The organism is Pseudomonas sp. UBA6315, from assembly GCF_002438125.1.
Taxonomy (GTDB): domain Bacteria; phylum Pseudomonadota; class Gammaproteobacteria; order Pseudomonadales; family Pseudomonadaceae; genus Aquipseudomonas; species Aquipseudomonas faucium.
Genome location: NZ_DJTF01000206.1, coordinates 1 through 25,613, shown reverse-complemented (window position 1 = coordinate 25,613; position 25,613 = coordinate 1). Strand labels below are relative to the sequence as shown.

The following is a 25,613-nucleotide window of genomic DNA, read 5'->3' as shown; positions in this document are numbered from 1 at the left end:
AACCTGGCCCTGCAAGGCGCCAAGGAACTGGGCATCAACCTGCCCAACACCTCCAATGCCCAGCAAGTGTTCAACACCTGCCAGGCCCTGGGCGGCGGCAACTGGGACCACTCGGCGCTGATCAAAGGCCTGGAGCACATGGCCAACTTCTCGATCCGCGACGACAAGTGATCTGAGCAGCGGGGCTGCCTTGCAGCCCAATCGCCGGCGAGCCGGCTCCCACAAGGAGCGCACACCCTCACCTGTGGGAGCCGGCTTGCCGGCGATGAATTTCACACCGATGAGCCTGCGACCACAGGTTCATCGGTGACACCGAGCAACACCCGCCCCTGGTTCGGCCTGCACGGAGGCAGTTCCAGGGGCGTTTTCGATTCTGAGAACAACAAGAATTCTGGGAGCCTGCCATGTCGGTCGATCCGCAAAAACTTCTACGCGAGCTGTTCGACACAGCCATCGCCGCCGCCCACCCGCGCCAAGTCCTGGAACCCTACCTGCCCGCCGACCGTAGCGGCCGGGTCATCGTCATCGGCGCCGGCAAGGCTGCCGCCGCCATGGCCGAAGTGGTCGAAAAGAGCTGGCAGGGCGAAGTCTCCGGGCTGGTCGTGACCCGCTACGGCCACGGCGCCAACTGCCAGAAGATCGAGGTGGTCGAAGCCGCCCACCCGGTCCCCGACGCCGCTGGCCTGGCCGTGGCCAAGCGCGTGCTGGAGCTGGTCAGCAACCTCGATGAAAACGACCGCGTGATCTTCCTGCTGTCCGGTGGCGGCTCGGCCCTGCTGGCCCTGCCGGCAGAAGGCCTGACCCTGGCCGACAAGCAGCAGATCAACAAGGCCCTGCTCAAGTCCGGCGCCACCATCGGCGAGATGAACTGCGTGCGCAAGCACCTCTCGGCGATCAAGGGCGGGCGCCTGGCCAAGGCCTGCTGGCCGGCCACCGTCTACACCTACGCGATTTCCGATGTGCCTGGCGACCTGGCCACGGTCATTGCCTCCGGCCCCACCGTGGCCGACCCGAGCACCTCGGCCGACGCCCTGGCGATCCTCAAGCGCTACAACATCGAAGCGCCCAAGGCCGTCATCGACTGGCTCAACAACCCCGCCTCGGAAACCGTCAAGGCCGACGACCCGGCGCTGGCCCGCAGCCATTTCCAGCTGATCGCCAAGCCCCAGCAATCGCTCGAGGCCGCAGCCGTCAAGGCGCGCCAGGCCGGCTTCAGCCCGCTGATCCTCGGCGACCTGGAAGGCGAGTCGCGCGAAGTGGCCAAGGTGCATGCCGGCATCGCCCGGCAGATCGTGCTGCACGGCCAGCCGCTCAAGGCCCCGTGCGTGATCCTCTCCGGTGGCGAAACCACCGTGACCGTGCGCGGCAATGGCCGTGGCGGGCGCAATGCCGAGTTCCTGCTCAGCCTCACCGAAAGCCTCAAGGGCCTGCCGGGCGTGTATGCCCTGGCCGGTGACACCGACGGCATCGACGGCTCGGAAGAAAACGCCGGCGCCTTCATGACCCCAGCCAGCTATGCCCGCGCCGAAGCCCTGGGCCTGTCGGCCAGCGACGAGCTCGACAACAACAACGGCTACGGCTACTTCGCCGCGCTCGACGCCCTGATCGTCACCGAGCCGACCCGCACCAACGTCAACGACTTCCGCGCCATTCTGATCCTCGAGACTGCACAATCATGACGCCTGATAAGAAAGTCAAAATCCTCGCCACCCTCGGCCCTGCGATCAACGGCATCGACGACATCCGCCAGCTGGTCGAAGCCGGGGTGAACATCTTCCGCCTCAACTTCAGCCACGGCGAGCACGCCGACCACGCCCTGCGCTACCAGTGGATCCGTGAAGTCGAGCAGCAGCTGAACTACCCGCTGGGCATCCTCATGGACCTGCAGGGGCCAAAACTGCGCGTCGGCCGCTTCGCCGAAGGCAAGGTGCAGCTGCAACGCGGCCAGGCCCTGCGCCTGGACCTGGACAAGACCCCAGGCGACAGCCGCCGGGTCAACCTGCCGCACCCGGAGATCATCGAAGCGCTTGAGCCTGGCATGGACCTGCTGCTGGACGACGGCAAGCTGCGCCTGCGGGTTACCGCCAAGCACGCCGATGCCATCGACACCGAAGTGCTGGCCGGTGGCGAGCTGTCCGACCGCAAGGGCGTGAACGTGCCGCAGGCGGTGCTCGACCTCTCCCCGCTCACCGAGAAAGACCGCCGCGACCTGGCCTTCGGCCTGGAGCTTGGGGTGGACTGGGTGGCCCTGTCGTTCGTGCAGCGCCCTGAAGACATCGTCGAGGCGCGCCAGCTGATCGGCGACCGTGCCTACCTGATGGCCAAGATCGAGAAGCCCTCTGCCGTCGAGCAGCTGCAGGCCATCGCCGAACTGGCCGACGCGATCATGGTCGCCCGTGGCGACCTGGGCGTGGAAGTGCCGGCCGAAAGCGTGCCGCAGATCCAGAAAGGCATCATCGGCACCTGCCGCCAGCTGGGCAAGCCGGTGGTGGTGGCCACGCAGATGCTCGAATCGATGCGCTTCTCACCAGCGCCGACCCGCGCCGAAGTCACCGACGTGGCCAACGCCGTGGCGGAAGGTGCGGACGCTGTGATGCTGTCGGCCGAGACCGCCTCGGGTGACTACCCGCTGGAAGCCGTGCAGATGATGAGCAAGATCATCCGCCAGGTGGAAAACGGCCCGGACTACCAGGCCCAGCTCGACGTCGGCCGGCCGAAGGCCGAGGCCACCGTGTCGGATGCCATCAGCTGCGCGATCCGCCGCATCAGCGGCATCCTGCCGGTGGCGGTGCTGGTCAACTACAGCGAGTCGGGGGCTTCGACCCTGCGCGCTGCACGCGAGCGGCCGCGGGCGCCGATCCTGAACCTGACGCCGAACCTGAACACCGCGCGGCGCCTGAGTGTGGCCTGGGGTGTGCACTCGGTGGTCAATGACCGTTTGCGCCAGGTGGACGAGGTGGTTTCCACGGCGCTGGAGATTGCCCAGGCACAGGGTATGGCCAGCCGGGGAGACACGCTGCTGATTACTGCCGGTGTGCCTTTTGGCAAGCCGGGTTCGACTAATACGCTGCGGATCGAGACCTTGGTCTGAAATCCCGGGGGCGCTTTGCGCCCCTTTTCGCCGGCAAGCCGGCTCCCACAGGTACTTTGCTGCTCTTTAAAGCACCGCTGTACCTGTAGGAGCTGGCTTGCCGGCGATGGAGGGCAAAGCCCTCCCCTTGCACCTGTACAAAACCCTGCGGAAAACCCGAGGCCCAAAGAGGCCCACCGCTCGTCCATCAACCTTGCCGACTGCCCATGTACACCAAAAATTTCGTCAACCCGTGCCCCGACTGGGCCACGGCCTTGCTCAACGGCTTCAGCCAGGTGCTGCTGCTGCGCAGCCCCCTGTGCGGCCTGCTGTGCCTGCTGGCCATCCTGCTGACCGCCCCCAACCTGGTCGGCGGCGCCCTGCTCGGCGCCCTCGCCGGCCTGCTCACGGCCCAGCGCCGCGGCTACGACCGCGCCGACCGCCAGGCCGGGCTGTACTGCTACAACGGCGTGCTGATCGGCATCCTGATCAGCGCCGTGCTGCCCTGGTCGGCGATCATGCCGCCACTGATCATCGCCGCCGGTGGTCTTTCCAGCATCATCACCCACCAGTGGCGCAAGCGTGGCGGCAAGCTGCTGATCGCCTACACCGCGCCCTTCGTCCTGCTCGGCTGGTGCACGCTGCTGCTGGCCACGCCCGCGCCCAGCGGCCTGGTCGAAGCCGACCCGCTGCACGCCCTGGCGCGCGGTGTGGGGCAGATCTTCCTGCTCGACCAGCCATTGGCCGGGTTGCTGATCATCGCCGGCATGTTCATCGCCAACCCTTACGCGGCCCTGTGGGCCGTGATCGGCTCGGCCATCGGCGGCGGCGTGGCGCTGCTGGCCGACCAGGCCCAGGGCGCCTGGCTGGGGTTGTACGGGTTCAATGCCGCGCTGGCGGCGCTGGCCTTCAGCCGCCAGGGCGAACGCCCCTGGGTGACGCTGCTGGCCATCGCCCTGGCGTTGTTGCTGCAACCGCTGTTCAAGCTGCTGCCCGTGGCCGGGCTGACCGCGCCCTTCGTCGTCGCCTGCTGGCTGATGCACCTGGGCAACCACCTGGCGCAGCTCAACCAGCGCAGCAACGCCCGCCGCTTGCACAGCTGAAAGCCAGCCCCTAGGCTCAGCCCATTGCCCAATGGAACGAGCCCATGAACAACCCTGCGAGCCTGCGCGAGCGGCTCTACGTCATCGTCTTCCAGACCGACACCGTGGCTGGAAGACGCTTCGACAAGATCCTTTTGCTGATCATCCTCGCCAGCCTGGTCACGGTGATCCTCGACAGCATCGACGAGGTCCACCGCAGTTATGCCGGCCTGCTGGCCGGTATCGAATGGGGCTTTACCGCGATCTTCCTGGTCGAGTACCTGGCCCGCCTGTACTGCTCGCCCAAACCCTTGCGCTACGCCTTCAGCTTCTACGGCCTGGTCGACCTGCTGGCGATCGTGCCGGGGATCATCGCGCTGTATTACAGCGATGCCCAGTACCTGCTGATGATCCGGGTGATCCGCATGTTGCGGATCTTCCGTGTGCTCAAGCTCGGCCCCTACCTCAAGCAGGCGCACTACCTGATGGAGGCGCTGCGCGGCAGCAAGCAGAAGATCATCGTGTTCCTGGTCAGCGTCTCGACCCTGGTCACCGTGTTCGGCACCTTGATGTACGTGATCGAAGGGCCGGAGCATGGGTTTACCAGCATCCCCAAAGGTATCTACTGGGCGATCGTCACGCTCACCACGGTAGGCTTCGGCGACATCGTGCCGAAGACGCCGTTGGGCCAGGTGCTGTCGTCGCTGGTGATGATTACCGGTTACTCGATCATCGCCGTGCCCACTGGCATCTTCACCGCAGAACTGGCCAACGCCATGCGCGGGGAACAACTGCAACATGACTGCCCGACGTGCCGCAAGAAGACCCACGAACACGGCGCGGCATTCTGCTCGCGCTGTGGCAATTCGCTGTTCCCGAAAACCGAATAAGCAAAGATCCATTTGGTCTTTAATCGCCCGGGAACGAAACGCTATAGTCGCTGGCAATTTGCCAAACCTTTGAACCAGAACAAGGAATGCTTCGTGAAAAAGCTCTTCACCGCCTCGCTGCTGGCTGCCGGCCTGGCCTTGGGCAACATCGCCCAGGCCGCCCCGACGCTGCTCAACGTGTCCTACGACGTGATGCGCGATTTCTACAAGGACTACAACCCGGCGTTCCAGAAACACTGGGAAGCCGAGCACAACGAGAAGGTCAATGTGCAGATGTCCTTCGGCGGTTCGAGCAAGCAAGCGCGGGCGGTGATCGATGGCCTGCCGGCCGATGTCATCACCATGAACATGGCCACCGACATCAATGCCCTGGCCGACAACGGCAAGCTGGTGCCGGACAACTGGGTGACGCGCCTGCCGAACAACAGCGCGCCGTTCACCTCGGCCACCGTGTTCATCGTGCGCAAGGGCAACCCCAAGGCGCTCAAGGACTGGCCCGACCTGCTCAAGGACGGCGTGCAGGTGATCGTGCCCAACCCCAAGACTTCCGGTAACGGCCGCTACACCTACCTGTCGGCCTGGGGTTACGTGCTCAAGCAGGGCGGCGACGAGACCAAGGCCCGCGAGTTCGTCGGCAAGCTGTTCAAGCAGGCGCCGGTGCTCGACACCGGTGGCCGCGCCGCCACCACCACCTTCATGACCAACCAGATCGGCGATGTGCTGGTGACCTTCGAGAACGAAGCCGAAATGATCGCCCGCGAGTTTGGCCGCGACCAGTTCGAAGTGGTCTACCCAAGCGTGTCGGCCGAAGCCGAGCCGCCGGTGAGCGTGGTCGACAAGGTGGTGGCCAAGAAAGGCACCCAGGCCGTGGCCGAGGAATACCTGAAATACCTGTGGTCGCCGGCGGCCCAGGAAATTGCCGCGCAGAACTACCTGCGTCCGCGCGATGCGACAGTGCTGGCCAAGTACACCGACCGCTTCCCGAAAGTGGACTTCCTCTCGGTGGAGAAGACCTTCGGCGACTGGCGTACCGTGCAGAAGACCCACTTCAATGACGGTGGCGTGTTCGACCAGATCTATACCAACCAGTAATTGATCCACCCAGTGCCGGCCTCTGTGGGAGCGGGCTTGCCCCGCGAAGAGGCCGGCACTGACCAAACGCTATCGAACTTTCCAGCCCCACCACCAATCAGTTCCTTGAGTAACCCTGCCCCGCTCACCCCGGCCCAAGGAGTACTCCAGTGCTGCGCTACCTCGCCACCCTGCTGCTCGGCTGCTTGCTGAGCACCCACCTGCTCGCCGCAGACCCCGCCCCCGCCGAAGAACAACCCGCCGAACCGGAAGCGGTCCTGCAAGGCGGCCTGCTTGGCGCCCTGGCCGACGGCCTGGACAGCGCCGCCCAGGAGCTCGACCTCGACGCCCACCTGGTCGATGCCTGGCGCCTGCGCACCGACCGCGCCGCCAAGGAAATGGAACGCCTGGTGGACCGCCATTCGGCCGGCGATTCACTGCAGCTGGCCGGCGACTTCATGCTCCTGACCCTGGCCTGGGCCGCCTGTTTCGCCCTGCTGACCACATTCGGCCGCTGGGTCGCCAGGCGTGCGGCGGGCACCCCGTGGCTGCGCGCCCGCAAGCGTGCCAGCAGCCTGCTCGGCTACCTGCTGCCCTACACCCTGCCGGCCCTGGCCAGCCTGCCGCTGACCCTGTATGCCAGCCGCTTCCTCGACCCATCGGTGGCCCGCGCCCTGGGCCTGAGCCTGGCCTATGCCACCAGCAGCGGCCTGTTCTCCACCTCGATCATCCTGTGCCTGGTTACCTTGTTCGATGCCGGCCACAAGCGCGCCGCGGTGGCCGTGATCAAGCGCCTGGCACCGCGCCCGCTGTTCCTGATCGGCTTTCTCGCGGCCTGGAGCGATGCGCTGACCAGCCCGCAGATCGCCCGCCAGCTGGGCGGCAACATCACCGCCAGCATCGCCGTGGCCACCGGCCTGATCGCCACCTTCATCTTCGCAAGCCTGGTGATCCGCCTGCGCCGCCCGGTCGCGCAGCTGATCCGCAACCGCGCCTTCAAGGACCGCCAGCAACACCGCGCCGTGCAGGAAACCCTGCGGATCTTTTCGCTGGTGTGGTACCTGCCGATCTTGCTGATGATCCTGGTGTCGGCCATCCACCTGGTCGGCGCCGGCGCAGAAAGCCACAAGGCCCTGCAGAACGCGCTGTTGACCACGGTGCTGCTGGTCAGCACGGTGTTTCTCAGCACCCTGCTGCAACACCTGCTGGCCCCGGGCGATGCCGATGCCGGGCAGCGGGTGCGGCCGTACAAGGAGCTGCTGCGCAGCCTGGCCCATGCGCTGCTGCGCATTGCCATGGCGGTGGCCTTCATCGAACTGCTGGGGCGCATCTGGGGCTTTTCGGTGATCGACTTCGCCCTGAGCAACAGCCTGGGCCAGGCGATCAGCAACTCGCTGTCGAGCATCGGCCTGATCCTGCTGGTGACCTGGCTGCTCTGGGTGGTACTCGACACCGCCATCCAGGAAGCCCTGAAGCCGCCCGCCGGCCGCCGCGCGGCACGCCAGCCCAGTACCCGGGTGCGGACCATCCTGCCGATGCTGCGCAACGCCATCAAGGTGGTGCTGGTGGTGATCTGCACCATCACCACCATGGCCAACCTGGGCATCAACGTTGCGCCGCTGCTGGCCGGTGCCGGGGTGATCGGCCTGGCCATCGGCTTTGGCTCGCAGCAGCTGGTGCAGGACGTGATCACCGGGCTGTTCATCCTGATCGAGGACACCATCTCGATCGGCGACTGGGTGGTGCTCGACTCCGGCCACGCCGGCACCGTCGAGAGCCTGACCATCCGCACCCTGCGCCTGCGCGATGGCAAGGGCTTCGTGCATTCGGTGCCGTTCGGCCAGATCAAGGCGGTCACCAACCAGTCACGGCAGTTCGCCTACGCGTTCTTCTCGGTGCAGTTCACCTATGACAGTGACGTGGACGAGTCGCTGGCGCTGATCCACGAGGTGGGGCAGTCGATCAGCGACGACCCGCTGCTGCGTATCAATTTGCAGGGGCCGCTGCAGGTGTTCGGGGTCGACCGCATGGACTTGAACGGGTTTGTGCTCACGGCGCAGTTCCGCACCATTTCCGGCGGGCAGTATGCGGTGAGCCGGGCGTTCAACGAGCGGCTGAAGAAGCGCGTGGACCAGACCGAGCATGTGAGTTTTGCCCAGGTGTACCCGATGCCGGTGCGAAGCGTTTCAGCTTGATGGTGTCAGTTCCGGCCCTATCGCCGGCAAGCCGGCTCCCACAGGCCACCGCAGCCCCCCTGTGGGAGCCGGCTTGCCGGCGATGGGGCCGGTACAGGCAACCTATACCTGCCGGAATACCAAGGCCTTCAACCCCCCCGCCGGGTCCGCATCGGGAAACTCCGGCGGGTTCTCCAGCCGCTCTACAAAAGCCAGCGAAGGCGCCTGCTCGGCCATGCCCTCGATCAGAAACTCCGGCCCGATCCCCGGGTCGTTCACACACGCCAGCACGGTCCCCCCCGCGCTCAGCAACTCCGGCAGGCGCCGCAGGATCTTCGCGTAATCCTGGGTGAGCACGAAGCTGCCCTTCTGGAAGGTCGGCGGATCGATGATGATCAAGTCATAAGGCCCGTACTTGCGCACCTTGCCCCACGACTTGAACAGCTCATGCCCCAGGTACGCCACCCGCGACGCATCGTGGCCATTGAGCCGGTGGTTGTCGCGGCCTCGCGACAGCGCAGCCTTGGCCATGTCGAGGTTGACCACCTGCTCGGCGCCGCCGGCAATCGCCGCCACGGAAAAACCACAGGTATAGGCGAACAGGTTGAGCACGCGCTTGCCCGCCGCCTGCTCGCGTACCCAGCGGCGCCCGTAGCGCATGTCGAGGAACAGCCCAGTGTTCTGCCGCACGCCCAGGTCCAGCAGGTAACGCAGGCCGTCCTCGATGACCTCACGCTGCTGGCACGGCTCGCCCCACACCCACTGCCCCGGGCTGTCGGGCAAGTAGCGGTGCTGGATCAGCATGGCCTGGCCAGCCCAGTGCGGGTGCTCGGCAATGCGCGCGAGCATGGCCTCGAGCGCTGCCAGCTGGCCCTCTGGCGGTTCACGGAACAGCGCCAGCGAAAGCACGCCCTGCAGCCAGTCGACGGTGATCTGCTCCAGCCCCGGCCAGCAGCGCCCGCGGCCATGGAACAGGCGGCGGGTTTCTTGCGGGGCGGGGTCGAGGGCAGTGAGCAGGTGCTGTTCGAGGGTCTGGATCGGCGAAGTCATGGCAGGTCGCAAGCAAGTGAAAGGGGGCATTCTACCCTTTGGCCGGCACCTGCGCCGAACGCAACCACCAACCCTGTTGCATGCCCGCCGCCGCCAGCAGGATCAAGCCCACGCCCAACCACTGCAACGGCGCCAGGCGGTGCCCGAACGCCACCCAGTCGACCAGGATCGCCGCGATCGGGTAGATGAACGACAAGGCGCCGGTCAACGCCGTGGGCAGGCGCTGGATGGCGCTGTACAGCAACACGTACATCAGCCCCGTGTGGACCATGCCTAGGGTCACCAGGCTGGCCAGTGCCGAGGGCTCGCCAGGCAGCCCGCCGAGCGTGACCCAGGGCGCCAGCAGCAGCGCGCCGGTGCTCACCTGGATCAGCGCGATCAGGTGCGGGGGCGTGCCTTTGAGGCGTTTGATGACCAAGGCCGCAATGGCATACAAAAACGCCGCGCCCAAGGCCAGGGCAATGCCCAGCAGGTACTCCTCGCCACTCGCCTGCCCGGCGCCATGGGCGCTGACGATCGCCAGCATGCCGAGGAAGGCCACGCTCAGCCAGGTGACCTTGGCCAGGGTGATCTTCTCGCCAAGAAACAGCGCCGCCAGCCCCACCAGCATGAACGGCTGCACGTTGTACACCGCCGTGCCGATGGCGATGGACGCCCGCGAGTAGGAGGCGAACAGCAACACCCAGTTGCCGACGATGGCCACGCCGCTGGCAATCGCCAGCAGCACGGCGGTGCCGCTGATCACGCCCGGCTTGAGAAAGCCCAGTGCCGCGCAGATCACCAGCAAGGTGCCAGCGCCGAACACGCAGCGCCAGAACACCGCCTCCAGCACCGGCTGGCCGGACACCAGCACGAACCAGCCGATGGTGCCGGAAATCAGCATGGCGGCGACCATTTCCAACGAACCGCGGCGCAATGAACTGTCCATCGCATGTCTCCCATTGACGATGGGCCTAGTATGCAGAGGCCCGGCGCCGGCCTTCCAGCGGATAACCACGGCAGTTTTGCCGGTTCGCCTTTACTATCAAGGCAAATTCGCACTATCACCTGACGAGGCGCCCATGACCGATGCCATCGACCAACTGCTGATCAATGCCCTGATGGAAGACTCCCGCCGCTCGCTCAAGGCGTTGGCGCAGATCAGCGGGCTGTCCGCACCCAGCGTCAGCGAGCGGCTGCGACGCCTGGAAGAGCGCGGCGTGCTGCGTGGCTACACGGTCGATGTCGACCCGCGCAGCTTTGGCTACCAGCTGCAGGCCATCGTGCGTATCCGCCCGCTACCAGGGCAGCTGCAGGAGGTGGAACGGCAGATCATCGCCATCCCCCAGTTCACCGAGTGCGACAAGGTGACCGGCGAGGACTGCTTCATTGCCCGGCTGCACGTGCGCTCGATGGAGCAGCTCGACACGCTGCTGGACCGGATCAATGTGCTGGCCGAAACCAATACCGCGATCATCAAGAAGTCGCCGGTGAAACGGCGCTTGCCGCCGATGGAGTGAGGCTGGCTGCCGGCGACGGGCCTGCACAATAAAAGCTGACTATTTTTTGTACACAAGAATGTCACCTTAAGTGCCATTTTTGTGTGCACTTTCCCAAGTAACGCCCCAAAGCGTTACACATTCCGTTTAATAAAATTTGACCATTTGATCAACTAACATACCCACTAAAAATTTAAACCTGTTCATTTGGTCAACTTATAGTTTCGCTATTTCATTCACTTATCTATCAGTCAGATAGATTCGAAATGATGGCCACTAAAAGCCTCTTTCTCGCCTGGCATGGAACTCGCTTTTGTGTGTTCGTGTTTTGTATACAAGTTCGACAAAACATAAATACACAAGAACCCGCGACGCTGGCCCAATCACCAGCCGCCGCGTCCAGAACCCAGTGATGCCAACGCTGCACCGACGAGATGGCGAGCCCGTGCGCATGCCCGCTCATCGCAGTCCACGTGCATCAGGAGCCCGCCGGAATGAGTACCAGCCTCGACCTTGCCCCTGAACTATCCGTCGCCAGCACCCACCCTTCTTCCACCCTTGCCGGCGAACTTCCGTTACTTGAACTGAGCCCGCGCCTGCACAACCGCGACCTCGCCCCGACCCGCATGGAAGGCCGGCGCTGGGGGCGCTACAGCATCTTCGCGCTGTGGACCAACGATGTGCACAACATCGCCAACTACTCCTTCGCCATGGGCTTGTTCGCCCTGGGCCTGGGCGGCTGGCAAATCCTCCTGTCGCTGGCGATCGGTGCGGCGCTGGTGTACTTCTTCATGAACCTTTCCGGCTACATGGGCCAGAAGACTGGCGTGCCCTTCCCGGTGATCAGCCGCATCGCCTTCGGCATCCACGGCGCGCAGATCCCGGCGCTGATCCGCGCCGTAATCGCCATCGCCTGGTTCGGCATCCAGACCTACCTGGCCTCGGTGGTGCTGCGCGTGCTGCTCACGGCCGTGTGGCCGCAACTGGCCAGCTACGACCACAACAGCCTGCTGGGCCTGTCGAGCCTGGGCTGGGTGTGCTTCGTGGCGATCTGGCTGGTGCAGCTGGTGATCCTCGCCTACGGCATGGAGATGGTGCGCCGCTACGAGGCCTTCGCGGGCCCTGTGATCCTGCTGACCGTGGCCAGCCTTGCGCTGTTCATGTACTTCAAGGCCGATGCGCGCATCGCCTGGTCGGTGGCCGAGCCGCTGAGCGGCTACGAGATGTGGCGCAACATCTTTGCCGGCGGCGCCCTGTGGTTGGCGATCTACGGCACCCTGGTGCTCAACTTCTGCGACTTCGCCCGCTCCTCGCCGTGCCGCAAGACCATCCGCGTCGGCAACTTCTGGGGCCTGCCGGTGAACATCCTGGTGTTCGCCATGATCACCGTGGTGCTGTGCGGCGCGCAGTTCCAGATCAACGGCAAGATCATCGACAGCCCGACGCAGATCGTCGCCAGCATTCCCAACACTGTGTTCCTGGTCCTGGGCTGCATGGCCTTCCTGATCGTCACCGTGGCGGTGAACATCATGGCCAACTTCGTCGCCCCGGCCTTCGTGCTCAGCAACCTGGCGCCGCGCCACCTCAACTTCCGCCGTGCCGGGCTGATCAGCGCCACCCTGGCCGTGCTGATCCTGCCGTGGAACCTGTACAACAGCCCGCTGGTGATCGTGTACTTCCTGTCCGGCCTGGGCGCCCTGCTCGGCCCGCTGTACGGGGTGATCATGGCCGACTACTGGCTGCTGCGAAAAGGCTGCATCAACGTGCCGGAGCTGTACAGCGAACACCCGGCCGGCGCCTACCACTACAGCAAGGGCATCAACCTGCGCGCCGTGGCCGCCTTCCTGCCCGCCGCGCTGCTGGCCATCGTCCTGGCCCTGGTGCCCAACTTCCATGCCATTGCGCCGTTTTCCTGGCTGATCGGTGCCGGCATCGCCGCCGCGCTGTACCTGCTGATCGCCCCGCGCAACCGCCACTACCACGACGTCAGCGGCGAATGCATCGCCGTCGACCACAGCAGCCACTGACCAGGGAGGACTGCCCATGCGCATTCTGATCGCCAACGTCAACACCACCGAAGCCATCACCGAGGCCATTGCCGAGCAGGCCCGCAGCGTGGCTTCACCGGGCACCGAAATCGTCGGCCTGACCCCATGGTTCGGTGCCGAGTCGGTGGAAGGCAATTTCGAAAGCTACCTGGCGGCCATCGCCGTAATGGACCGGGTGCTGGCCTACGAGGGCCCCTACGATGCCGTGATCCAGGCCGGCTACGGCGAGCATGGCCGGGAGGGCCTGCAGGAGCTGCTGAACGTGCCGGTGGTGGACATCACCGATGCCGCCGCCAGCACGGCCATGTACCTGGGCCACGCCTACTCGGTGGTGACCACCCTGGACCGCACCGTGCCGCTGATCGAGGACCGCCTGAAACTGTCCGGCTTGTACGAGCGCTGCGCCTCGGTGCGGGCCAGCGGGCTGGCCGTGCTGGAGCTCGAAGCCGACCCGCAGCGGGCGGTGCAAGCCATCGTCGAGCAGGCCGAGCGGGCCGTGCGCGAGGACAAGGCGGAGGTGATCTGCCTGGGCTGCGGCGGCATGGCCGGGCTGGATGAGCAGATCCGCCAGCGCACCGGGGTGCCGGTGGTGGACGGCGTGAGCGCGGCGGTGACCATCGCCGAGTCGCTGGTGCGCATGGGCTTGAGCACTTCCAAGGTGCGCACCTATGCCACGCCGCGGGTGAAGAAGGTGGTGGGCTGGCCGATGCGCTTCGGGCGCTGAGGTCTCATCTGGCCCTATCGCCGGCAAGCCGGCTCCCACAGGGGTTGAGGCTAGCCCCTGACCTGTGGGAGCCGGCTTGCCGGCGACAGGGCCGGGAACCTCAGCCCATCATCCTGGCCAACCGCTCCCCACTGCCACAGGCCAGGGTAAACCCCAAGGCCCCATGCCCCAGGTTCAACCAGAGGTTGCGATAGGCCGTCGCCCCAATCAGCGGCACCCCGGTCGGCGTCGCCGGCCGCATCCCGGCCCACTCCACCGCCTGCCCGTAATCCGCCGCCGCGGGCAGCGTCTGCCCCGCCAAGCGGCGCATGCTCTGCAGCCTGCGCACATCCACCGCGTCATCGAAGCCAACGATGTCGACCATCGCCGCCACCCGCAGCTGCTGGTCGAGCCGCGCATAGACGACCTTGCGCTCATAGTCGGTAACGCTGACCTGCGGCGCGAGGTGCCCAGGGCCGATCGGCGCAGTCAGGCTGTAACCCTTGAGCGGGTAGACCGGCACCTTCAAGCCCGGCAACGCCAGCCCGGCACTGAGGTGCCCGGCGCACAGCACCAGGCGCTGCACCTCGAGCTGCTCCTGCCCCACCTGCAGCGCCACCACCTGGTCATGGTGGCTGAGCAGGCGCGTAACCGGCTTGCCGAGCAGCAGCCGGCATTGCCCGGACGCACGCAGGCGCTCGGCCAGGCGTTCGCAGAAGCGATGGCAGTCGGCGACTTCTTCATTGGCGGTGAACACGCCGCCGATGAAAGGCGCTTGGGCCAGCGCCGGCTCCAATGCCTTGAGTTCGCCAGCCGTGAGCACGTGCTGGTAGGCCGGGTCGAGCACTTGCTCACGCCCATGGGCAAAGGCGCGCTCGCTGCGAAACGCAACCAGCTTGCCGTTGCGCCGCCAGGCGAAGTCCGTCAGGCCGTCCTCCTCGCGCCAGCGCGCCAGCACGGCCTGGCTGTGCAGTGCCAGCTCCAGCAACCGGGCGCCGTTACGGCGATTGACGCTTTTGCGGCATGCCAGCATGAAGGCCAGCAGCCATCGCCACTGCGCCGGGTCCAGGCGCAACCGCAGCCGCAGCGGCGAGTCGCCCTGCAGCAGCCAGCCCAGCGCTTGCCATGGCACACCCGCATCCGCCAAGGGCGTCACATAGCGGTACGACAGCTGCCCGCCATTGGCAAAGCTGGTGGCCGACGCCACGCTGTCGCGTGCATCGATCAGGTCGACCGAATGGCCCTCGCGCACCAGCGCGTAGGCCGTGGCCAGGCCGATGACCCCGGCGCCAATTACCGTTATCCGTTGCGTCATGCTGCATCCCTGTCCCGGCTTGCTCGCCCAGACAGTAACAGCCGATCAGGTCGGGCAGCTATGGGGGCCGTTATTGAGGCCCTGGCGCACGTTGCGGCTGAGCAGGCTGGCCTTGCCGTCGTGCCAGGTCAGGGTCAGCACGTAGAGGGTGTCGAAATCGTCACCGCTCCAGTCCTCGGTGATCACCCGCTGCTCGCCCAGGGCCTTGCCGGCCACGGTGTTGATCAGCTCCGGCAGGTAGCCGTGGGACCAGGCCGTATAGACGGTGGCGTTGCGGTATTTTTCGCTGAGCAGTTCGTCGGCGAGGTCTTCGGTATCGTTGGCGCCAAAGTCGATGTTCACCGGCAAGCCCAGGCGAACGGCGCTGGGGGTGATGGTCATCAACGGGCGGATGTAGCTGTAGCTCTGGTCGTGGCTGCCCTCCTCGACGTGCCGCGAGGGGTTGGCGGCGAACACGTAGTCGGCCTTGCCAAAGCGCTCCGGCAACAGCGTGGCCAGGTCCAGCGCGCGGTTGAGGCCCTGGCAGTTCAGCTGCCCCAGCCCTTCTTCGGGTTTTTCGCCATGGCGCAGGAACACCAGGGTCTGGGTACCGTCGACCGGCTGCGCCCGGCTTTCGACCGCCTCCAGTGCCAGGGGCACGGCCACGGCGACCAGGGCCAGGCTCAGCAGCAGCTGGCGACGACGTCGGAGAAAGGATGGCAACTTCATGAAGACGGGCTCTTGTGGCAGTAGGTATCGGGTAAACCCGCCACATCGCCCTGGCTCGGACAAGCCTGGGGCATCCTTGTAGTGAATGCCGTCCTTGGCAACGAGTAGGGCTCAGAGTGCCCTCGACCCGTTTGGTTCCTCCATGAGGGTGGATGCCGTTCCCTAGGCAAGGCCTACGTTAGAACAGGGGTATTGCCGAATTATGAAGCTGACGGGTCATTAGTCATGGCGATGATTGAAGATCCGCTGCGCGCTCGGCAGCAGGCGAGTCGATTATGCTGATGTCGAAAACCTGCTCGATCACCTGCTTCGGACCTTGATTCAGGCTCCATGTGAAGAACACCAGAAACCCCAGCAGGAAGACAAACAGCACCGACCCCACCAGACTCTGCGCCACCCCCAACCAGAACCCTGGCTTGGCATTTCTGATCTCGCAGCTGGCCTTGTCGGCATAGTACTGTTCGAGCTCCCTTGCCTGAGCCGAGATCGAGGCATCGAGAAAGCCTTGAATCAACTGGCTCGCTTGATTTCGATAGCTTTCAAGCTGTGACGGGCTGTTGCTGACATCATGAAAAGGCGCCAGATCTTCGTCCCCTGGCTCCCGGTCATGCTTGACCTTGAATGCTTTGATGAACTCGATTTTTTGCCTCTTGTACAACGAATAGGCAATGACGCCGAGCGTGTCCTGCTCATTTTCCACAAGTATCGAGTAGATGTGGTTGTAGCAACCATCGGCCATCCGGTTGCTACCCCTTGCGAAGTTGGCAATAGGCGGACGCGAATGCCTCTTTCAACTGCGAGCGGGTTTTCTTGGTGCTGGTCAAGATGCCCGCCAGCTCGCGCGGTAGTGGCACTTCCATCCGCGCGCCCGATGCGACCAGCAAAGCGTTTGCTTCACGCACCACGCGGGAAGAGAAATAGGATCTTGTCGACATAGGGTTTCCCTCACTCGAAACAGCTGGAAGGTTAACCACGAGTGACGTCGGCCTCAATCAGACGATAACCGACGTGATCCGTAGTCCATTTCTACCTAACTGTAGGAATCGGACTACTCAATCATCCCGCGTCAACACCTCCAGCAACTCGATCTCGAACGTCAGGTCCGAGTTCGGTGGAATCGCGCCCACGCTTCGCTCGCCATACCCCAGGTGCGCCGGCACCTGCAGCTTGCGCTTGCCGCCGACGCGCATGCCCATCAGGCCCTGGTCCCAGCCCTTGATCACGCGCCCCGTGCCGATTACGCACTGAAAAGGCTTGCCCCGCGACCAGGACGAATCGAACTCGCTGCCGTCGGCCAGCCAGCCGGTGTACTGGGTGGTGATCAAGGCGCCTTTGACGGCGGCCTTGCCGTCGCCTTCGACGAGGTCGGTAATCTGCAGTTCGCTGCTCACAGGCATGCTCCAACGCTGAAATTCAAGGCCGCCCTTTTCGCAGGAATGCCCGGCTTTGGCAAGCCGCAAAGCTCAACCGAGCTGCTCGAAGGCCTGCTGCCCGGTCAGCTCCTTGGTCTGGTTGGCAAAGCAGTACCAGGCCGGTTTCTGCTCGACGAAGATCTGCAGGTCGAACGCCCAGGCCTCGTCGCTGTCGAGCAGGCCCACCGGCACCGCATAGAAGTCGTTGGCCTTGAGCCGGTAGTACAGGTGCGTGCCGCAGCGGCTGCAAAAGCCGCGCTGGGCCCAGTCGGACGAATCGTAGACGCTGGGCGCTCGCCCTTCGATCAGCGGCGGCTGGCTGCAATGCACCACCAACATCGGGCCGCCGGTCCACTTGCGGCACATGCTGCAATGGCAGGCGCTGATATGGGTGTTGTCGACCGTGACGCGCAGGTGGGTTTCGCCACACAGGCAGCTGCCGCGTTGTTCCAGGGTCATGGTGGGGCTCCTTGCAAGGGATGGGTGGGCAAGTATAGACGGGCCCAGGCAAGGGCCCGCCGCCCAGGCCGCAGGCTCAGATGTAGATGTTGCCGCGCAGGTACAAGGCCGCGCGGCCGCTGATGATCACCCGGCCATTGCCGGGCACTTCGCACTGCAGTTGGCCCTTGCGTGCACCACCCTGCTCGCAGGTCAGCGCCTGTTTGCCCAGGCGCTCGGCCCACAGCGGCGCCAGCGAGGTATGCGCCGAACCTGTGACCGGGTCTTCGTTGACCCCCACGTTCGGGCCGAACCAGCGGGTGACGAAATCGTAACCACGGCCCGGCGCCGTGACCGCGATGCCGCGCACATCGAAGGCGGCCAGAGCGACGAAGTCGGGCTTGAGCGGGTCGAGCACGCTGGCGTCGTCGATCATCACTACGTAATCGTCGGAGCGATAGACCGCGGCGGCGCCCCGCAAGCCCAGCGCTTCGAGCAGGCCATCGGGGATCGCCACGGCCACCGGCTGCTTGGCCGGGAAGTCCATGGCCAGGTGCCCGTCGGCGTCGCGGCTGACCCGCAGTTCGCCGCTGCGGGTGTTGAAGCGCAGCACCGCGGCCTGCTCGCCCAGTTGCTCGAACAGCACATAGGCCGACGCCAGGGTGGCGTGGCCGCACAAATCGACTTCGACCGTCGGGGTGAACCAACGCAGGTCGAACGACTCGCCGTTGCGCACGATATAGGCAGTTTCGGAGAGGTTGTTCTCTTCGGCGATGCGCTGCAGCACGGCATCCGGCAGCCAGTTTTCAAGAGGGATTACCGCTGCAGGGTTGCCACCGAACGGCTCGGCGGTGAAGGCATCGACCTGGAAGATCTCGAGTTGCATGCAAACACTCCTTGAGGCCCGGGCGCTGCCGGGCGGTATCGAAAGCGAAGGTCAAGCGCGGACCGGCGTGAGCACCGGTTCGCCAGCAAAGAAAGCCTGCAGATTGCGCAGCACCAGGGTGACCGTGTCGCGCGCAGCCTCTGGCGACTGCCCGGCCACGTGGGGGGTGAGCACGGTGTTGCCGAGGGCCTTGAGGGCTGCGGGCACCGCCGGCTCGTCGTCGAACACGTCCAGCGCCGCACCGGCGATCCGGCCCTGCTGCAGGGCGATGACCAGCGCCTGGGTGTCCACCACGCTGGCGCGGGCGATGTTCACCAGGTAGCCCTCGGCGCCCAGGGCTTCGAGCACCGGGGCATCGACCAGGTGGCGGGTATGCGCGCCACCAGGTGTGGCCACCACCAGGATGTCCACCGCCTCGGCCAGTTTCAGCGGGCTGTCGTACCAGGTGTAGGGCACGCCCTGGCGCGGGCTGCGGCTGTGGTAGCTGACGGGCATGTCGAAGCCCAGGCTGGCGCGCTTGGCGATGGCTTGGCCGACGGCACCCAAGCCGAGAATACCCAGGCGCTTGCCGCTGACCGAGGGGCTGATGACGCGGTTCCATTCGCCACGGCGGGTACTGGCATCGGCACGGGGAATATCGCGCAGCAGCGCCAACAGCATGGCCAGCGTGTGGTCGGCAACCGCGGCGGCGTTGGCACCCGCGCCATTGGTGACCGTGATGCCGCGGGCGGCGGCAGCGGCCAGGTCGACCTGCTCGTAACCGGCGCCAATCACGCAGATGATCTGCAGGGCCGGCAGGGCCTGGATCTCGGCAGCGGTAAGGCCCAGCGGGCCGCGGGTCAGCACGGCATCGATGTCGCCGCCATGGCGCTGGATCGCTTCGGCGCGCAGTTGCGGGGAGGGGGCGCGAATCAGGTGGTAGCCGGCCTGCTCGAGCAGTGGCAGGTAATCATCGACGGTTTCCACCAGCACCAGGACTGTCTTGCGCATGCCACCTCCTTGAATATCAGGGGGGCATTATGCGGAGTCAGGGGCCAGCACAGTCAATCGCAAAATCGGGGGTTAACTGTACTGTATGGGTATAAGGGTATGCCTGTACCGGCCCTATCGCCGGCAAGCCGGCTCCCACAGGTTCCCCACTGAAATATGTGGGAGCCGGCTTGCCGGCGATAGGGCCGGTACAGGCTGCCTGGAATTACTGCGCGAAGGCCCGCCCCAGCCCCCCCGGCACACCGCTGCTGTCGGTCTCCTGCCACGGCCCATCCGGGCTCAGCGACCAGCTCCAGCCGCCGTCATAGCGGTAGTAAGTACGCTGGCGGTAAAAGGTGTTGGGCTTTTTCTCCAGCACGTACACGCCCAGCTTCGGGTCCCAATGGCTGGCACCGCCCGGTGGCGGCGCGAAGCTGGCCGAGGTGCGCGGCATCGGTTTGGGGATCGCCGCCGGCTTGCTCGGTTGCGTCGACGGCTGGCCGCCCGGCAAAGGCTTGACCACCGGCCCCGGGTGCGAAGGCACCGTCTCCACCGGCGGCGACGGCTGCTCATACGGCTCACGCACCGTACACGCGGACAAACCCAGGGCCAGGGTGATCAGGGTCAGGCGGACGGTACTGTGCATGGCAGGGTTCTCTTACGGGTCGGGGCTGTCGATGACTAATTGTTGGGTGACCTGGGTCGTATTGGCCAGCGGTGCGCCCTGGCCGATCCACTCGCCATGGGTAGGCTGACCGGCACGCGACACACGTGCAACCAGTTGGACTTCGGCGAAGTCCGACAGTTTCATCTGCGGCATCATCGCATCGGCGTCGGTCAGCTCCACCTCCAGCGGCAACTGCGCCACGGTCACCCGCTTGGCCGCCAGCGGCATGGGTGGGCCATTCTTGGCGCGGGCGAAGATGAACACGGTGTCGTCGGGCTTGACCTTGTCCTTGAGCGCCGCAGCCAGCTCCACCCGCACTTTCAGGCGCGCCGCAGTAACCGGCTTGCCGGCATCGCCGCCCAGGCGCTGCGCCGCGCGGTCGATGCCACCTTGCAGCGCCGCGCGCGAGGCGTCGCCTTCAGGCAATTGCGCCAGCAGGCGCGTCCAGTAATCGATCGCTTCCTGGTAACGCTCGCCCTCGAAGGCGGCGATACCGCGCAGGCCAAGGCTGGTGACTTCATTGGGGTCGGCCTTGAGCGCCTCGTCGGTCAGCGCCTGCACCTGCGGGTTCCATTGCTTGTCGGCGGCAAAGTACAGCGCCTGCGCCCATTGCCCGAGCAGCTCGGGCTGGCGCCCGGCCAGGGCCACGGCACGCTCGTAGGCCCGCGCGGCATCGGCCGGGCGCTGCTCGGCCATGTAGGCACGGCCGAGGAAGTACAAGCCTTCGGCCGAATCGGGCTGGGCTTGCACCGCCCGCTCCAGGCGCGCGGTGATTTCTTCCATGCTCTTGGGTGCGGCGGCGAACTCCTGGGTCAGCTGGACCTTGTCGGCCGCGCCGAAGTGCAGGTACAGCCCCAGGCCCAGCAGCGGCACCAGCACCGCCGCCAACAGCGGCAACGCCTTGCCCAGGTGCCCCTGGCGCGGCGCGTCGGCACCTTCGGTGTCGGCCAGCAATTCGCGCGCGGCCTCGTCGCGGCCGGTGGCCAGTTGCGTATCGTCCAGCACGCCGGCTGCCTGCTGGGCGGCCAGTTCGGCGACACGCTCCTGGTACAGGGCCACGTTCAGCGCAGTACGGTCTTCTTCCTGCTGCTGGCGGCGGCCACGCAGGATCGGGATCAGCAGAAAGCCGAGGGCGGCGAGCAGCAACAGGCCCGCGCTAAGCCAGAATTCAGTCATGGGTCTGTTCTTTTTCCAGCAGTTTGGCGAGACGCTCGCGTTCTTGGGCAGACAGGTGCTCCGCGCCCTCGGCCACCGGGCCACGGCGCCGGCGCACGATCAGCACCAGCACCGCGAAGCCACCGACCAGCAGGATGCCCGGGCCGAACCAGAGCAGCCAGGTACGCCCGCTGAGCGCAGGTTTGTAGCGCACGAAGTCACCATAGCGGTCGACCATGAAGTCGACGATCTGCTGGTTGCTCTTGCCCTCGCCGAGCATGCGGAAGATCTCGCGGCGCAGGTCGGCGGCAATCGGCGCGTTGGAGTCGGCGATGTCCTGGTTCTGGCATTTGGGGCAGCGCAGTTCCTTGGTCAGTTGCTGATAACGCTCGCGCTCGGCGTCGTCGCGGAACTGGTAGGTGTCGATGGCCGCCTTGGCCACGCCGGCCAGGCTCATGCCCAGCACGGCGGCTGCAAGCCAGCGCTTCATGGCTTGGCCTCGTCGACCAGGCCCTGGTACAGCGGCGCCAGCTGCTCGCGCCAGACGCTGGCATCGACGATGCCCACGTGCTTGTAGCGGATCACGCCCTTGGCGTCGATCAGGAAGGTTTCCGGCGCGCCGTACACGCCAAGGTCCAGGCCCAGGCTGCCCTGCTCGTCGCGGATGTCCAGCTGGTAGGGGTTGTGGAACTCGGCCAGCCACTTCAGCGCGGCAGCGTTGTCGTCCTTGTAGTTGATGCCGTAGATCACCACGCCCTGCTCGGCCAGCTGGTTCAGGTACGGGTGCTCGACCTTGCACGACGGGCACCAGGTGGCCCAGACGTTGACCAGTGCCGGGCGGCCCTGCAGGTCGGCCTGGGTGAGGTTGCGATCGCCCTGGGTCGAGGCCAGGGAGAACGCCGGGAACGGCTTGCCGATCATTGCCGAGGGCAGCTCGTCAGGCTTGAGGAACAGCCCTTTGTAGAGGAATACCGCCATCAGCAGGAATACCGCCAAGGGCACCACCATGATCCAACGCTTCATGCAGCTGCTCCAGACACGCCCAGGACATCACGCACCCGGGTCTTGACCTTGACGCGGTAGCGCCGGTCGAAGGCCGCCAGCAAACCGCCCAGGCCGGTCAGCAGACCGCCCAGCCAGATCCAGCGAACGTAAGGCTTGATATGCACCCGCACCGCCCAGGCGCCGTTCTCCAGCGGCTCGCCCAGGGCCACGTACAGATCGCGGGTGAAGCCGGCATCGATGCCCGCTTCGGTCATCATCGACTGCTGCACGGTGTACAGGCGTTTTTCCGGGTGCAGGGTGGTCACTTCACGGCCGTCGCGGCTGACCACGATGGTGCCCTTGTCGGAGATGAAGTTCGGCCCCTCGAAGTGCTTGGCGCCCTGGAACAGGAAGTGATAGCCACCCAGCTCAACGCTCTCGCCCGGTGCCATGCGCAGGTCACGCTCGGCGCTGTTGTTGCTCGACAGCACCACGCCCAGGGCGCACACCGCCAGGCCCAGGTGCGCCAGCTGCATGCCCCAGTAGCTGCGGGTGAGGCCGCGCACGCCTTTGGCCAGGCCCTTGTGACGGGTCTTGTCGAGGATGTCGCGCCCCCCGGCCAGCACCACCCAGGCGGCCAGGGCGAAGGCGCTCAGGGTTGGCCAGTCGAAGTCGTCGACGATCAGGCCGGCCACCGGCGCCAGCACCGCGCTGCCGATCAGCACCGGGGTCATCATGCTCGCCAGCCACTTGCCCGGGGTGTCTTTCCAGCGCACCACCACGCCTACCCCGAGCACCACCATCAGCAGCGCCATCAGCGGCAGGAACAGGGCGTCGAAGTACGGCGGGCCGACCGACAGCTTGGCCCCGGTCAAGGCATCGAGCACCAGCGGGTACAGGGTGCCGAGCAGGATCATCGAGGCCGCCACCACCAGCACCAGGTTGTTGGCCAGCAGCAGCGTCTCGCGCGACCACAGGGCAAAGCCGACCTGGCTCTTGACCACCGGCGCGCGCAGGGCGAACAGGGTCAGCGAGCCGCCGACCACGAACAGCAGGAAGATCAGGATGAACACGCCGCGTGAGGGGTCGGCGGCGAAGGCGTGCACCGAGGTCAGCACGCCGGAACGCACCAGGAAGGTGCCCAGCAGGCTCAGCGAGAAGGCGGCGATCGCCAGCAGCACCGTCCAGCTCTTGAACACGCCGCGCTTCTCGGTCACCGCCAGCGAATGGATCAGCGCGGTGCCCACCAGCCAAGGCATGAACGAGGCGTTTTCCACCGGGTCCCAAAACCACCAGCCGCCCCAGCCCAGTTCGTAGTAGGCCCACCAGGAACCCAGGGTGATGCCCACCCCGAGAAAGGCCCAGGCGACGATGGTCCAGGGCCGCGACCAGCGCGCCCAGGCGGCGTCCAGGCGGCCGCCGAGCAAGGCGGCGATGGCGAAGGCGAAGGCCACCGAGAAGCCCACGTAGCCCATGTACAGCATCGGCGGGTGGACGATCAGGCCAAAGTCCTGCAGCAGCGGGTTGAGGTCGCGACCGTCCACCGGCACTTGCGGCAGCAGGCGTTCGAACGGGTTGGAGGTGATGATCAAGAAGCTCAGGAAGCCCGTGCTGATCATGCCCATCACCGCCAGCACCCGCGCCAGCATCACCTGCGGCAATTGCCGCGAGAAAATCGACACGGCGAAGGTCCAGCCGCCCAGGATCAACGCCCAGAGCAGCAGCGAACCTTCGTGTGCGCCCCACACGGCGCTGAACTTGTAGTACCAGGGCAAGGCGCTGTTGGAGTTGCTGGCGACATAGGCCACCGAGAAGTTGTCGGTCATGAAGGCATGGGTGAGGCAGGCGAAGGCAAAGGCCAGGAAGGCGAACTGCCCCCAGGCCGACGGGCGCGCCAGGCTCATCCACAGGCTGTCGCCGCGCCAGGCGCCGAGCAGCGGTACGCTCGCCTGCACCACGGCGAAACAGATCGCCAGGATCATCGCCAGCTGGCCGAGTTCGGGTATCACCAGGGCCGCGTTCATGGCTGGGCCTGCGCTTGGCCGCTTTCTTTCAATGCCTTGGTCACTTCAGGTGGCATGTATTTCTCATCGTGCTTGGCCAGCACCTCGTCGGCCACCACCACGCCCTCGCCGTTGACCTTGCCCAGGGCGACGATGCCCTGCCCTTCGCGGAACAGGTCGGGGAGGATGCCACGGTAGGTGATCGGCACCGATTTATTGAAGTCGGTGACCACGAAGCGCACATCGAGCGAGTCGGCCGAGCGCTGCACCGAGCCCTTCTCGACCATGCCGCCGGCACGGATGCGGGTGTCCACCGGCGCCTCGCCATTGGCGATCTGGGTGGGGGTATAGAACAGGTTGATGTTCTGCTGCAGGGCGCTCAAGGCAAAGCCGACGGCCACCGCGACACCGGCCAGCAGGCCGAGGATCAGGAACAGGCGTTTCTTGCGCTGCGGATTCACAGGTTGTTCTCCCGGCGCAGACGGCGCGCCTCTTCTTGCAGGTAGCGACGGCGGGCCAGCAGGGGCGCGGCGACATTGATCGCCAGCACCGCCAGGCAGATGCCATAGGCCGACCAGACGTACAGGCCATGGTGGCCCATGGCGAGAAAATCGCCGAATGAAGAAAAGCTCATCACGCGGCCCTCCGACCCAGGCTGTTCAACACTTCTTCGCGCACCCAGCTGGCCCGCGCCTCGCGCTTGAGCACCTCGAGGCGCATGCGCAGCAACAGCACCGCACCGAAGAAGCAGTAGAAGCCCAGCGCCGTGCACAGCAGCGGCAGCCACATCTCGGCCGGCATGGCCGGCTTTTCGGTGAGGGTGAAGGTGGCGCCCTGGTGCAGGGTGTTCCACCACTCCACCGAGTACTTGATGATCGGGATGTTGATCACGCCGACGATGGCCAGCACCGCGCAGGCCTTGGCCGCGCTGTCACGGTTGCTGATGGCCTGGCCCAGGGCGATGATGCCGAAATACAGGAACAGCAGAATCAGCATCGAGGTCAGGCGCGCATCCCACACCCACCAGCTGCCCCAGGTCGGCTTGCCCCAGATGGCCCCGGTGACCAGCGCCACGGCGGTCATCCAGGCGCCGATGGGCGCCGCGCACTGCAGGGCGACGTCGGCCAGCTTCATCTTCCACACCAGCCCCACCACCCCGGCCACCGCCAGCAGCACGTAGCAGGACTGGGCCAGCATGGCCGCCGGCACGTGGATGTAGATGATGCGGAAACTGTTGCCCTGCTGGTAGTCCTGGGGGGCGAAGGCCAGGCCCCAGATCACGCCGGTGGCCAGCAGCAGGATGGCGGAAACGGCCAGCCACGGCAGCATGCGGCCGCTGATGGCATAGAACCATTTGGGGGAACCCAGTTTGTGGAACCACGTCCAGCTTATTTTCATCAGGGTACATCCAGGGTATTAGCCGGGCTTGAAAGCCCGGGACTCGTTATTCGCCGACGCTGATCTTCAGGCCGGCCGCTATCGCAAAGGGTGCCAGGGTAACCGCCAGGGC

At 65.7% G+C, this 25,613-nt stretch carries 28 protein-coding genes; 10 read left to right on the top strand and 18 right to left on the bottom strand.

Translation table 11 applies throughout. From position 1 onward, the window contains the following. From B3E94_RS24685 to B3E94_RS24655, 7 genes are all read left to right on the top strand, one after another. On the top strand, positions 1 to 171 hold a 171-nt coding region (locus B3E94_RS24685), incomplete at its 5' end, for an NAD-binding protein (RefSeq protein ID WP_349681716.1). A 233-nt stretch (positions 172 to 404) separates the two neighbouring features. Next, complete coding sequence (locus tag B3E94_RS24680) at positions 405 to 1,679, top strand: glycerate kinase type-2 family protein (RefSeq protein ID WP_176517164.1); 1,275 nt, start codon at positions 405 to 407, stop codon at positions 1,677 to 1,679. Continuing rightward, the gene (pyk, locus tag B3E94_RS24675) at positions 1,676 to 3,091 is read left to right on the top strand and encodes a pyruvate kinase (protein WP_176517165.1); all 1,416 of its coding nucleotides are present in this window, start codon (positions 1,676 to 1,678) and stop codon (positions 3,089 to 3,091) included. Before B3E94_RS24680 ends, pyk begins: the two co-directional genes overlap by 4 nt. A gap of 206 nt (positions 3,092 to 3,297) precedes the next feature. Further along, positions 3,298 to 4,173, top strand: coding sequence for an urea transporter (locus B3E94_RS24670; protein WP_286915575.1), 876 nt, complete (start codon positions 3,298 to 3,300; stop codon positions 4,171 to 4,173). A 44-nt stretch (positions 4,174 to 4,217) separates the two neighbouring features. Next, positions 4,218 to 5,042: an ion transporter gene (locus tag B3E94_RS24665; RefSeq protein WP_176517167.1), complete on the top strand. Its 825-nt coding sequence runs from the start codon at positions 4,218 to 4,220 to the stop codon at positions 5,040 to 5,042. A 93-nt stretch (positions 5,043 to 5,135) separates the two neighbouring features. After that, complete coding sequence (locus B3E94_RS24660) at positions 5,136 to 6,134, top strand: sulfate ABC transporter substrate-binding protein (RefSeq protein ID WP_176517168.1); 999 nt, start codon at positions 5,136 to 5,138, stop codon at positions 6,132 to 6,134. Positions 6,135 to 6,283: 149 nt separating this feature from the next. Further along, positions 6,284 to 8,308, top strand: a complete 2,025-nt coding sequence (locus tag B3E94_RS24655) for a mechanosensitive ion channel family protein (protein ID WP_286915574.1) — start codon at positions 6,284 to 6,286, stop codon at positions 8,306 to 8,308. Positions 8,309 to 8,410: 102 nt separating this feature from the next. Here the strand turns inward: B3E94_RS24655 and B3E94_RS24650 are convergent, their stop codons facing one another. Then, complete coding sequence (locus B3E94_RS24650; RefSeq protein ID WP_286915573.1) at positions 8,411 to 9,367, bottom strand: class I SAM-dependent methyltransferase; 957 nt, start codon at positions 9,365 to 9,367, stop codon at positions 8,411 to 8,413. 1 nt (position 9,368) lies between these two features. Next, positions 9,369 to 10,265 (bottom strand): DMT family transporter, encoded by an 897-nt coding sequence (locus B3E94_RS24645; RefSeq protein ID WP_286915572.1) that lies wholly within the window; start codon positions 10,263 to 10,265, stop codon positions 9,369 to 9,371. 133 nt (positions 10,266 to 10,398) lie between these two features. On the opposite strand from B3E94_RS24645, the gene B3E94_RS24640 reads away from it, so the two are divergent. The 3 genes from B3E94_RS24640 to B3E94_RS24630 all read left to right on the top strand — a co-directional run bounded on the left by B3E94_RS24640 (position 10,399) and on the right by B3E94_RS24630 (position 13,587). Further along, the gene (locus tag B3E94_RS24640; protein WP_176517178.1) at positions 10,399 to 10,836 is read left to right on the top strand and encodes an Lrp/AsnC family transcriptional regulator; all 438 of its coding nucleotides are present in this window, start codon (positions 10,399 to 10,401) and stop codon (positions 10,834 to 10,836) included. A 473-nt stretch (positions 10,837 to 11,309) separates the two neighbouring features. Then, a complete protein-coding gene (locus tag B3E94_RS24635; RefSeq protein WP_286915571.1) occupies positions 11,310 to 12,842 on the top strand; it encodes an NCS1 family nucleobase:cation symporter-1 in 1,533 nt (510 codons plus the stop codon). A gap of 16 nt (positions 12,843 to 12,858) precedes the next feature. Continuing rightward, entirely contained in the window at positions 12,859 to 13,587 is a 729-nt protein-coding gene (locus B3E94_RS24630; RefSeq protein WP_236237157.1) for an aspartate/glutamate racemase family protein, read from the top strand. A gap of 100 nt (positions 13,588 to 13,687) precedes the next feature. Here B3E94_RS24630 and B3E94_RS24625 read toward each other — a convergent pair whose 3' ends face one another. The 16 genes from B3E94_RS24625 to B3E94_RS24550 form a co-directional block, all read right to left on the bottom strand. Further along, the gene (locus B3E94_RS24625; RefSeq protein WP_286915570.1) at positions 13,688 to 14,881 is read right to left on the bottom strand and encodes a D-amino acid dehydrogenase; all 1,194 of its coding nucleotides are present in this window, start codon (positions 14,879 to 14,881) and stop codon (positions 13,688 to 13,690) included. Between the two features lie 45 nt (positions 14,882 to 14,926). Further along, positions 14,927 to 15,589, bottom strand: a complete 663-nt coding sequence (locus tag B3E94_RS24620; RefSeq protein ID WP_286915569.1) for a histidine phosphatase family protein — start codon at positions 15,587 to 15,589, stop codon at positions 14,927 to 14,929. Positions 15,590 to 15,812: 223 nt separating this feature from the next. Further along, complete coding sequence (locus tag B3E94_RS24615) at positions 15,813 to 16,328, bottom strand: hypothetical protein (protein WP_286915568.1); 516 nt, start codon at positions 16,326 to 16,328, stop codon at positions 15,813 to 15,815. Between the two features lie 7 nt (positions 16,329 to 16,335). Next, complete coding sequence (locus B3E94_RS24610) at positions 16,336 to 16,524, bottom strand: hypothetical protein (protein ID WP_176517189.1); 189 nt, start codon at positions 16,522 to 16,524, stop codon at positions 16,336 to 16,338. Positions 16,525 to 16,641: 117 nt separating this feature from the next. Then, positions 16,642 to 16,980: an FKBP-type peptidyl-prolyl cis-trans isomerase gene (locus tag B3E94_RS24605; protein ID WP_012315472.1), complete on the bottom strand. Its 339-nt coding sequence runs from the start codon at positions 16,978 to 16,980 to the stop codon at positions 16,642 to 16,644. A 72-nt stretch (positions 16,981 to 17,052) separates the two neighbouring features. Then, complete coding sequence (locus B3E94_RS24600; RefSeq protein ID WP_176517190.1) at positions 17,053 to 17,460, bottom strand: GFA family protein; 408 nt, start codon at positions 17,458 to 17,460, stop codon at positions 17,053 to 17,055. A gap of 76 nt (positions 17,461 to 17,536) precedes the next feature. Then, a complete protein-coding gene (locus B3E94_RS24595) occupies positions 17,537 to 18,325 on the bottom strand; it encodes a PhzF family phenazine biosynthesis protein (protein WP_286915567.1) in 789 nt (262 codons plus the stop codon). A gap of 51 nt (positions 18,326 to 18,376) precedes the next feature. Continuing rightward, complete coding sequence (locus B3E94_RS24590; protein ID WP_286915566.1) at positions 18,377 to 19,315, bottom strand: 2-hydroxyacid dehydrogenase; 939 nt, start codon at positions 19,313 to 19,315, stop codon at positions 18,377 to 18,379. Between the two features lie 205 nt (positions 19,316 to 19,520). Then, a complete protein-coding gene (locus B3E94_RS24585; RefSeq protein WP_176517193.1) occupies positions 19,521 to 19,940 on the bottom strand; it encodes a hypothetical protein in 420 nt (139 codons plus the stop codon). 12 nt (positions 19,941 to 19,952) lie between these two features. Continuing rightward, positions 19,953 to 21,137, bottom strand: a complete 1,185-nt coding sequence (gene ccmI, locus B3E94_RS24580; RefSeq protein WP_286915565.1) for a c-type cytochrome biogenesis protein CcmI — start codon at positions 21,135 to 21,137, stop codon at positions 19,953 to 19,955. Further along, the gene (locus B3E94_RS24575) at positions 21,130 to 21,606 is read right to left on the bottom strand and encodes a cytochrome c-type biogenesis protein (protein ID WP_176517195.1); all 477 of its coding nucleotides are present in this window, start codon (positions 21,604 to 21,606) and stop codon (positions 21,130 to 21,132) included. Before B3E94_RS24575 ends, ccmI begins: the two co-directional genes overlap by 8 nt. Beyond that, the gene (locus B3E94_RS24570; protein ID WP_176517196.1) at positions 21,603 to 22,139 is read right to left on the bottom strand and encodes a DsbE family thiol:disulfide interchange protein; all 537 of its coding nucleotides are present in this window, start codon (positions 22,137 to 22,139) and stop codon (positions 21,603 to 21,605) included. The genes B3E94_RS24575 and B3E94_RS24570 overlap by 4 nt, the downstream gene beginning before the upstream one ends. Next, positions 22,136 to 24,109 carry a heme lyase CcmF/NrfE family subunit gene (locus B3E94_RS24565; RefSeq protein ID WP_286915576.1) on the bottom strand — a complete coding sequence of 658 codons (1,974 nt, stop codon included), beginning with the start codon at positions 24,107 to 24,109 and terminating at the stop codon, positions 22,136 to 22,138. Before B3E94_RS24565 ends, B3E94_RS24570 begins: the two co-directional genes overlap by 4 nt. A gap of 11 nt (positions 24,110 to 24,120) precedes the next feature. Continuing rightward, on the bottom strand, positions 24,121 to 24,564 hold the full coding sequence (gene ccmE / locus B3E94_RS24560) for a cytochrome c maturation protein CcmE (protein ID WP_176517198.1): 444 nt from the start codon (positions 24,562 to 24,564) through the stop codon (positions 24,121 to 24,123). Beyond that, positions 24,561 to 24,737: a heme exporter protein CcmD gene (gene ccmD / locus B3E94_RS24555; protein ID WP_176517200.1), complete on the bottom strand. Its 177-nt coding sequence runs from the start codon at positions 24,735 to 24,737 to the stop codon at positions 24,561 to 24,563. Before ccmD ends, ccmE begins: the two co-directional genes overlap by 4 nt. After that, a complete protein-coding gene (locus tag B3E94_RS24550) occupies positions 24,737 to 25,501 on the bottom strand; it encodes a heme ABC transporter permease (RefSeq protein ID WP_176517202.1) in 765 nt (254 codons plus the stop codon). Before B3E94_RS24550 ends, ccmD begins: the two co-directional genes overlap by 1 nt. Positions 25,502 to 25,613 lie beyond the last annotated feature (112 nt).

Coding starts and splice junctions, on each gene's coding strand:
- B3E94_RS24615 (WP_286915568.1), bottom strand. CDS start 16,328: ATGGCCGATGGTTGCTACAACCACATCTACTCGATACTTGTGGAAAAT.
- B3E94_RS24575 (WP_176517195.1), bottom strand. CDS start 21,606: ATGAAGCGCTGGCTTGCAGCCGCCGTGCTGGGCATGAGCCTGGCCGGC.
- B3E94_RS24590 (WP_286915566.1), bottom strand. CDS start 19,315: ATGCGCAAGACAGTCCTGGTGCTGGTGGAAACCGTCGATGATTACCTG.
- ccmD (WP_176517200.1), bottom strand. CDS start 24,737: ATGAGCTTTTCTTCATTCGGCGATTTTCTCGCCATGGGCCACCATGGC.
- B3E94_RS24650 (WP_286915573.1), bottom strand. CDS start 9,367: ATGCCCCCTTTCACTTGCTTGCGACCTGCCATGACTTCGCCGATCCAG.
- B3E94_RS24670 (WP_286915575.1), top strand. CDS start 3,298: ATGTACACCAAAAATTTCGTCAACCCGTGCCCCGACTGGGCCACGGCC.
- B3E94_RS24550 (WP_176517202.1), bottom strand. CDS start 25,501: ATGAAAATAAGCTGGACGTGGTTCCACAAACTGGGTTCCCCCAAATGG.
- pyk (WP_176517165.1), top strand. CDS start 1,676: ATGACGCCTGATAAGAAAGTCAAAATCCTCGCCACCCTCGGCCCTGCG.
- B3E94_RS24610 (WP_176517189.1), bottom strand. CDS start 16,524: ATGTCGACAAGATCCTATTTCTCTTCCCGCGTGGTGCGTGAAGCAAAC.
- B3E94_RS24570 (WP_176517196.1), bottom strand. CDS start 22,139: ATGAAGCGTTGGATCATGGTGGTGCCCTTGGCGGTATTCCTGCTGATG.
- B3E94_RS24620 (WP_286915569.1), bottom strand. CDS start 15,589: ATGAAGTTGCCATCCTTTCTCCGACGTCGTCGCCAGCTGCTGCTGAGC.
- B3E94_RS24600 (WP_176517190.1), bottom strand. CDS start 17,460: ATGACCCTGGAACAACGCGGCAGCTGCCTGTGTGGCGAAACCCACCTG.
- B3E94_RS24680 (WP_176517164.1), top strand. CDS start 405: ATGTCGGTCGATCCGCAAAAACTTCTACGCGAGCTGTTCGACACAGCC.
- B3E94_RS24630 (WP_236237157.1), top strand. CDS start 12,859: ATGCGCATTCTGATCGCCAACGTCAACACCACCGAAGCCATCACCGAG.
- B3E94_RS24665 (WP_176517167.1), top strand. CDS start 4,218: ATGAACAACCCTGCGAGCCTGCGCGAGCGGCTCTACGTCATCGTCTTC.
- B3E94_RS24645 (WP_286915572.1), bottom strand. CDS start 10,265: ATGGACAGTTCATTGCGCCGCGGTTCGTTGGAAATGGTCGCCGCCATG.
- B3E94_RS24595 (WP_286915567.1), bottom strand. CDS start 18,325: ATGCAACTCGAGATCTTCCAGGTCGATGCCTTCACCGCCGAGCCGTTC.
- B3E94_RS24585 (WP_176517193.1), bottom strand. CDS start 19,940: ATGCACAGTACCGTCCGCCTGACCCTGATCACCCTGGCCCTGGGTTTG.
- B3E94_RS24635 (WP_286915571.1), top strand. CDS start 11,310: ATGAGTACCAGCCTCGACCTTGCCCCTGAACTATCCGTCGCCAGCACC.
- ccmI (WP_286915565.1), bottom strand. CDS start 21,137: ATGACTGAATTCTGGCTTAGCGCGGGCCTGTTGCTGCTCGCCGCCCTC.
- B3E94_RS24640 (WP_176517178.1), top strand. CDS start 10,399: ATGACCGATGCCATCGACCAACTGCTGATCAATGCCCTGATGGAAGAC.
- B3E94_RS24625 (WP_286915570.1), bottom strand. CDS start 14,881: ATGACGCAACGGATAACGGTAATTGGCGCCGGGGTCATCGGCCTGGCC.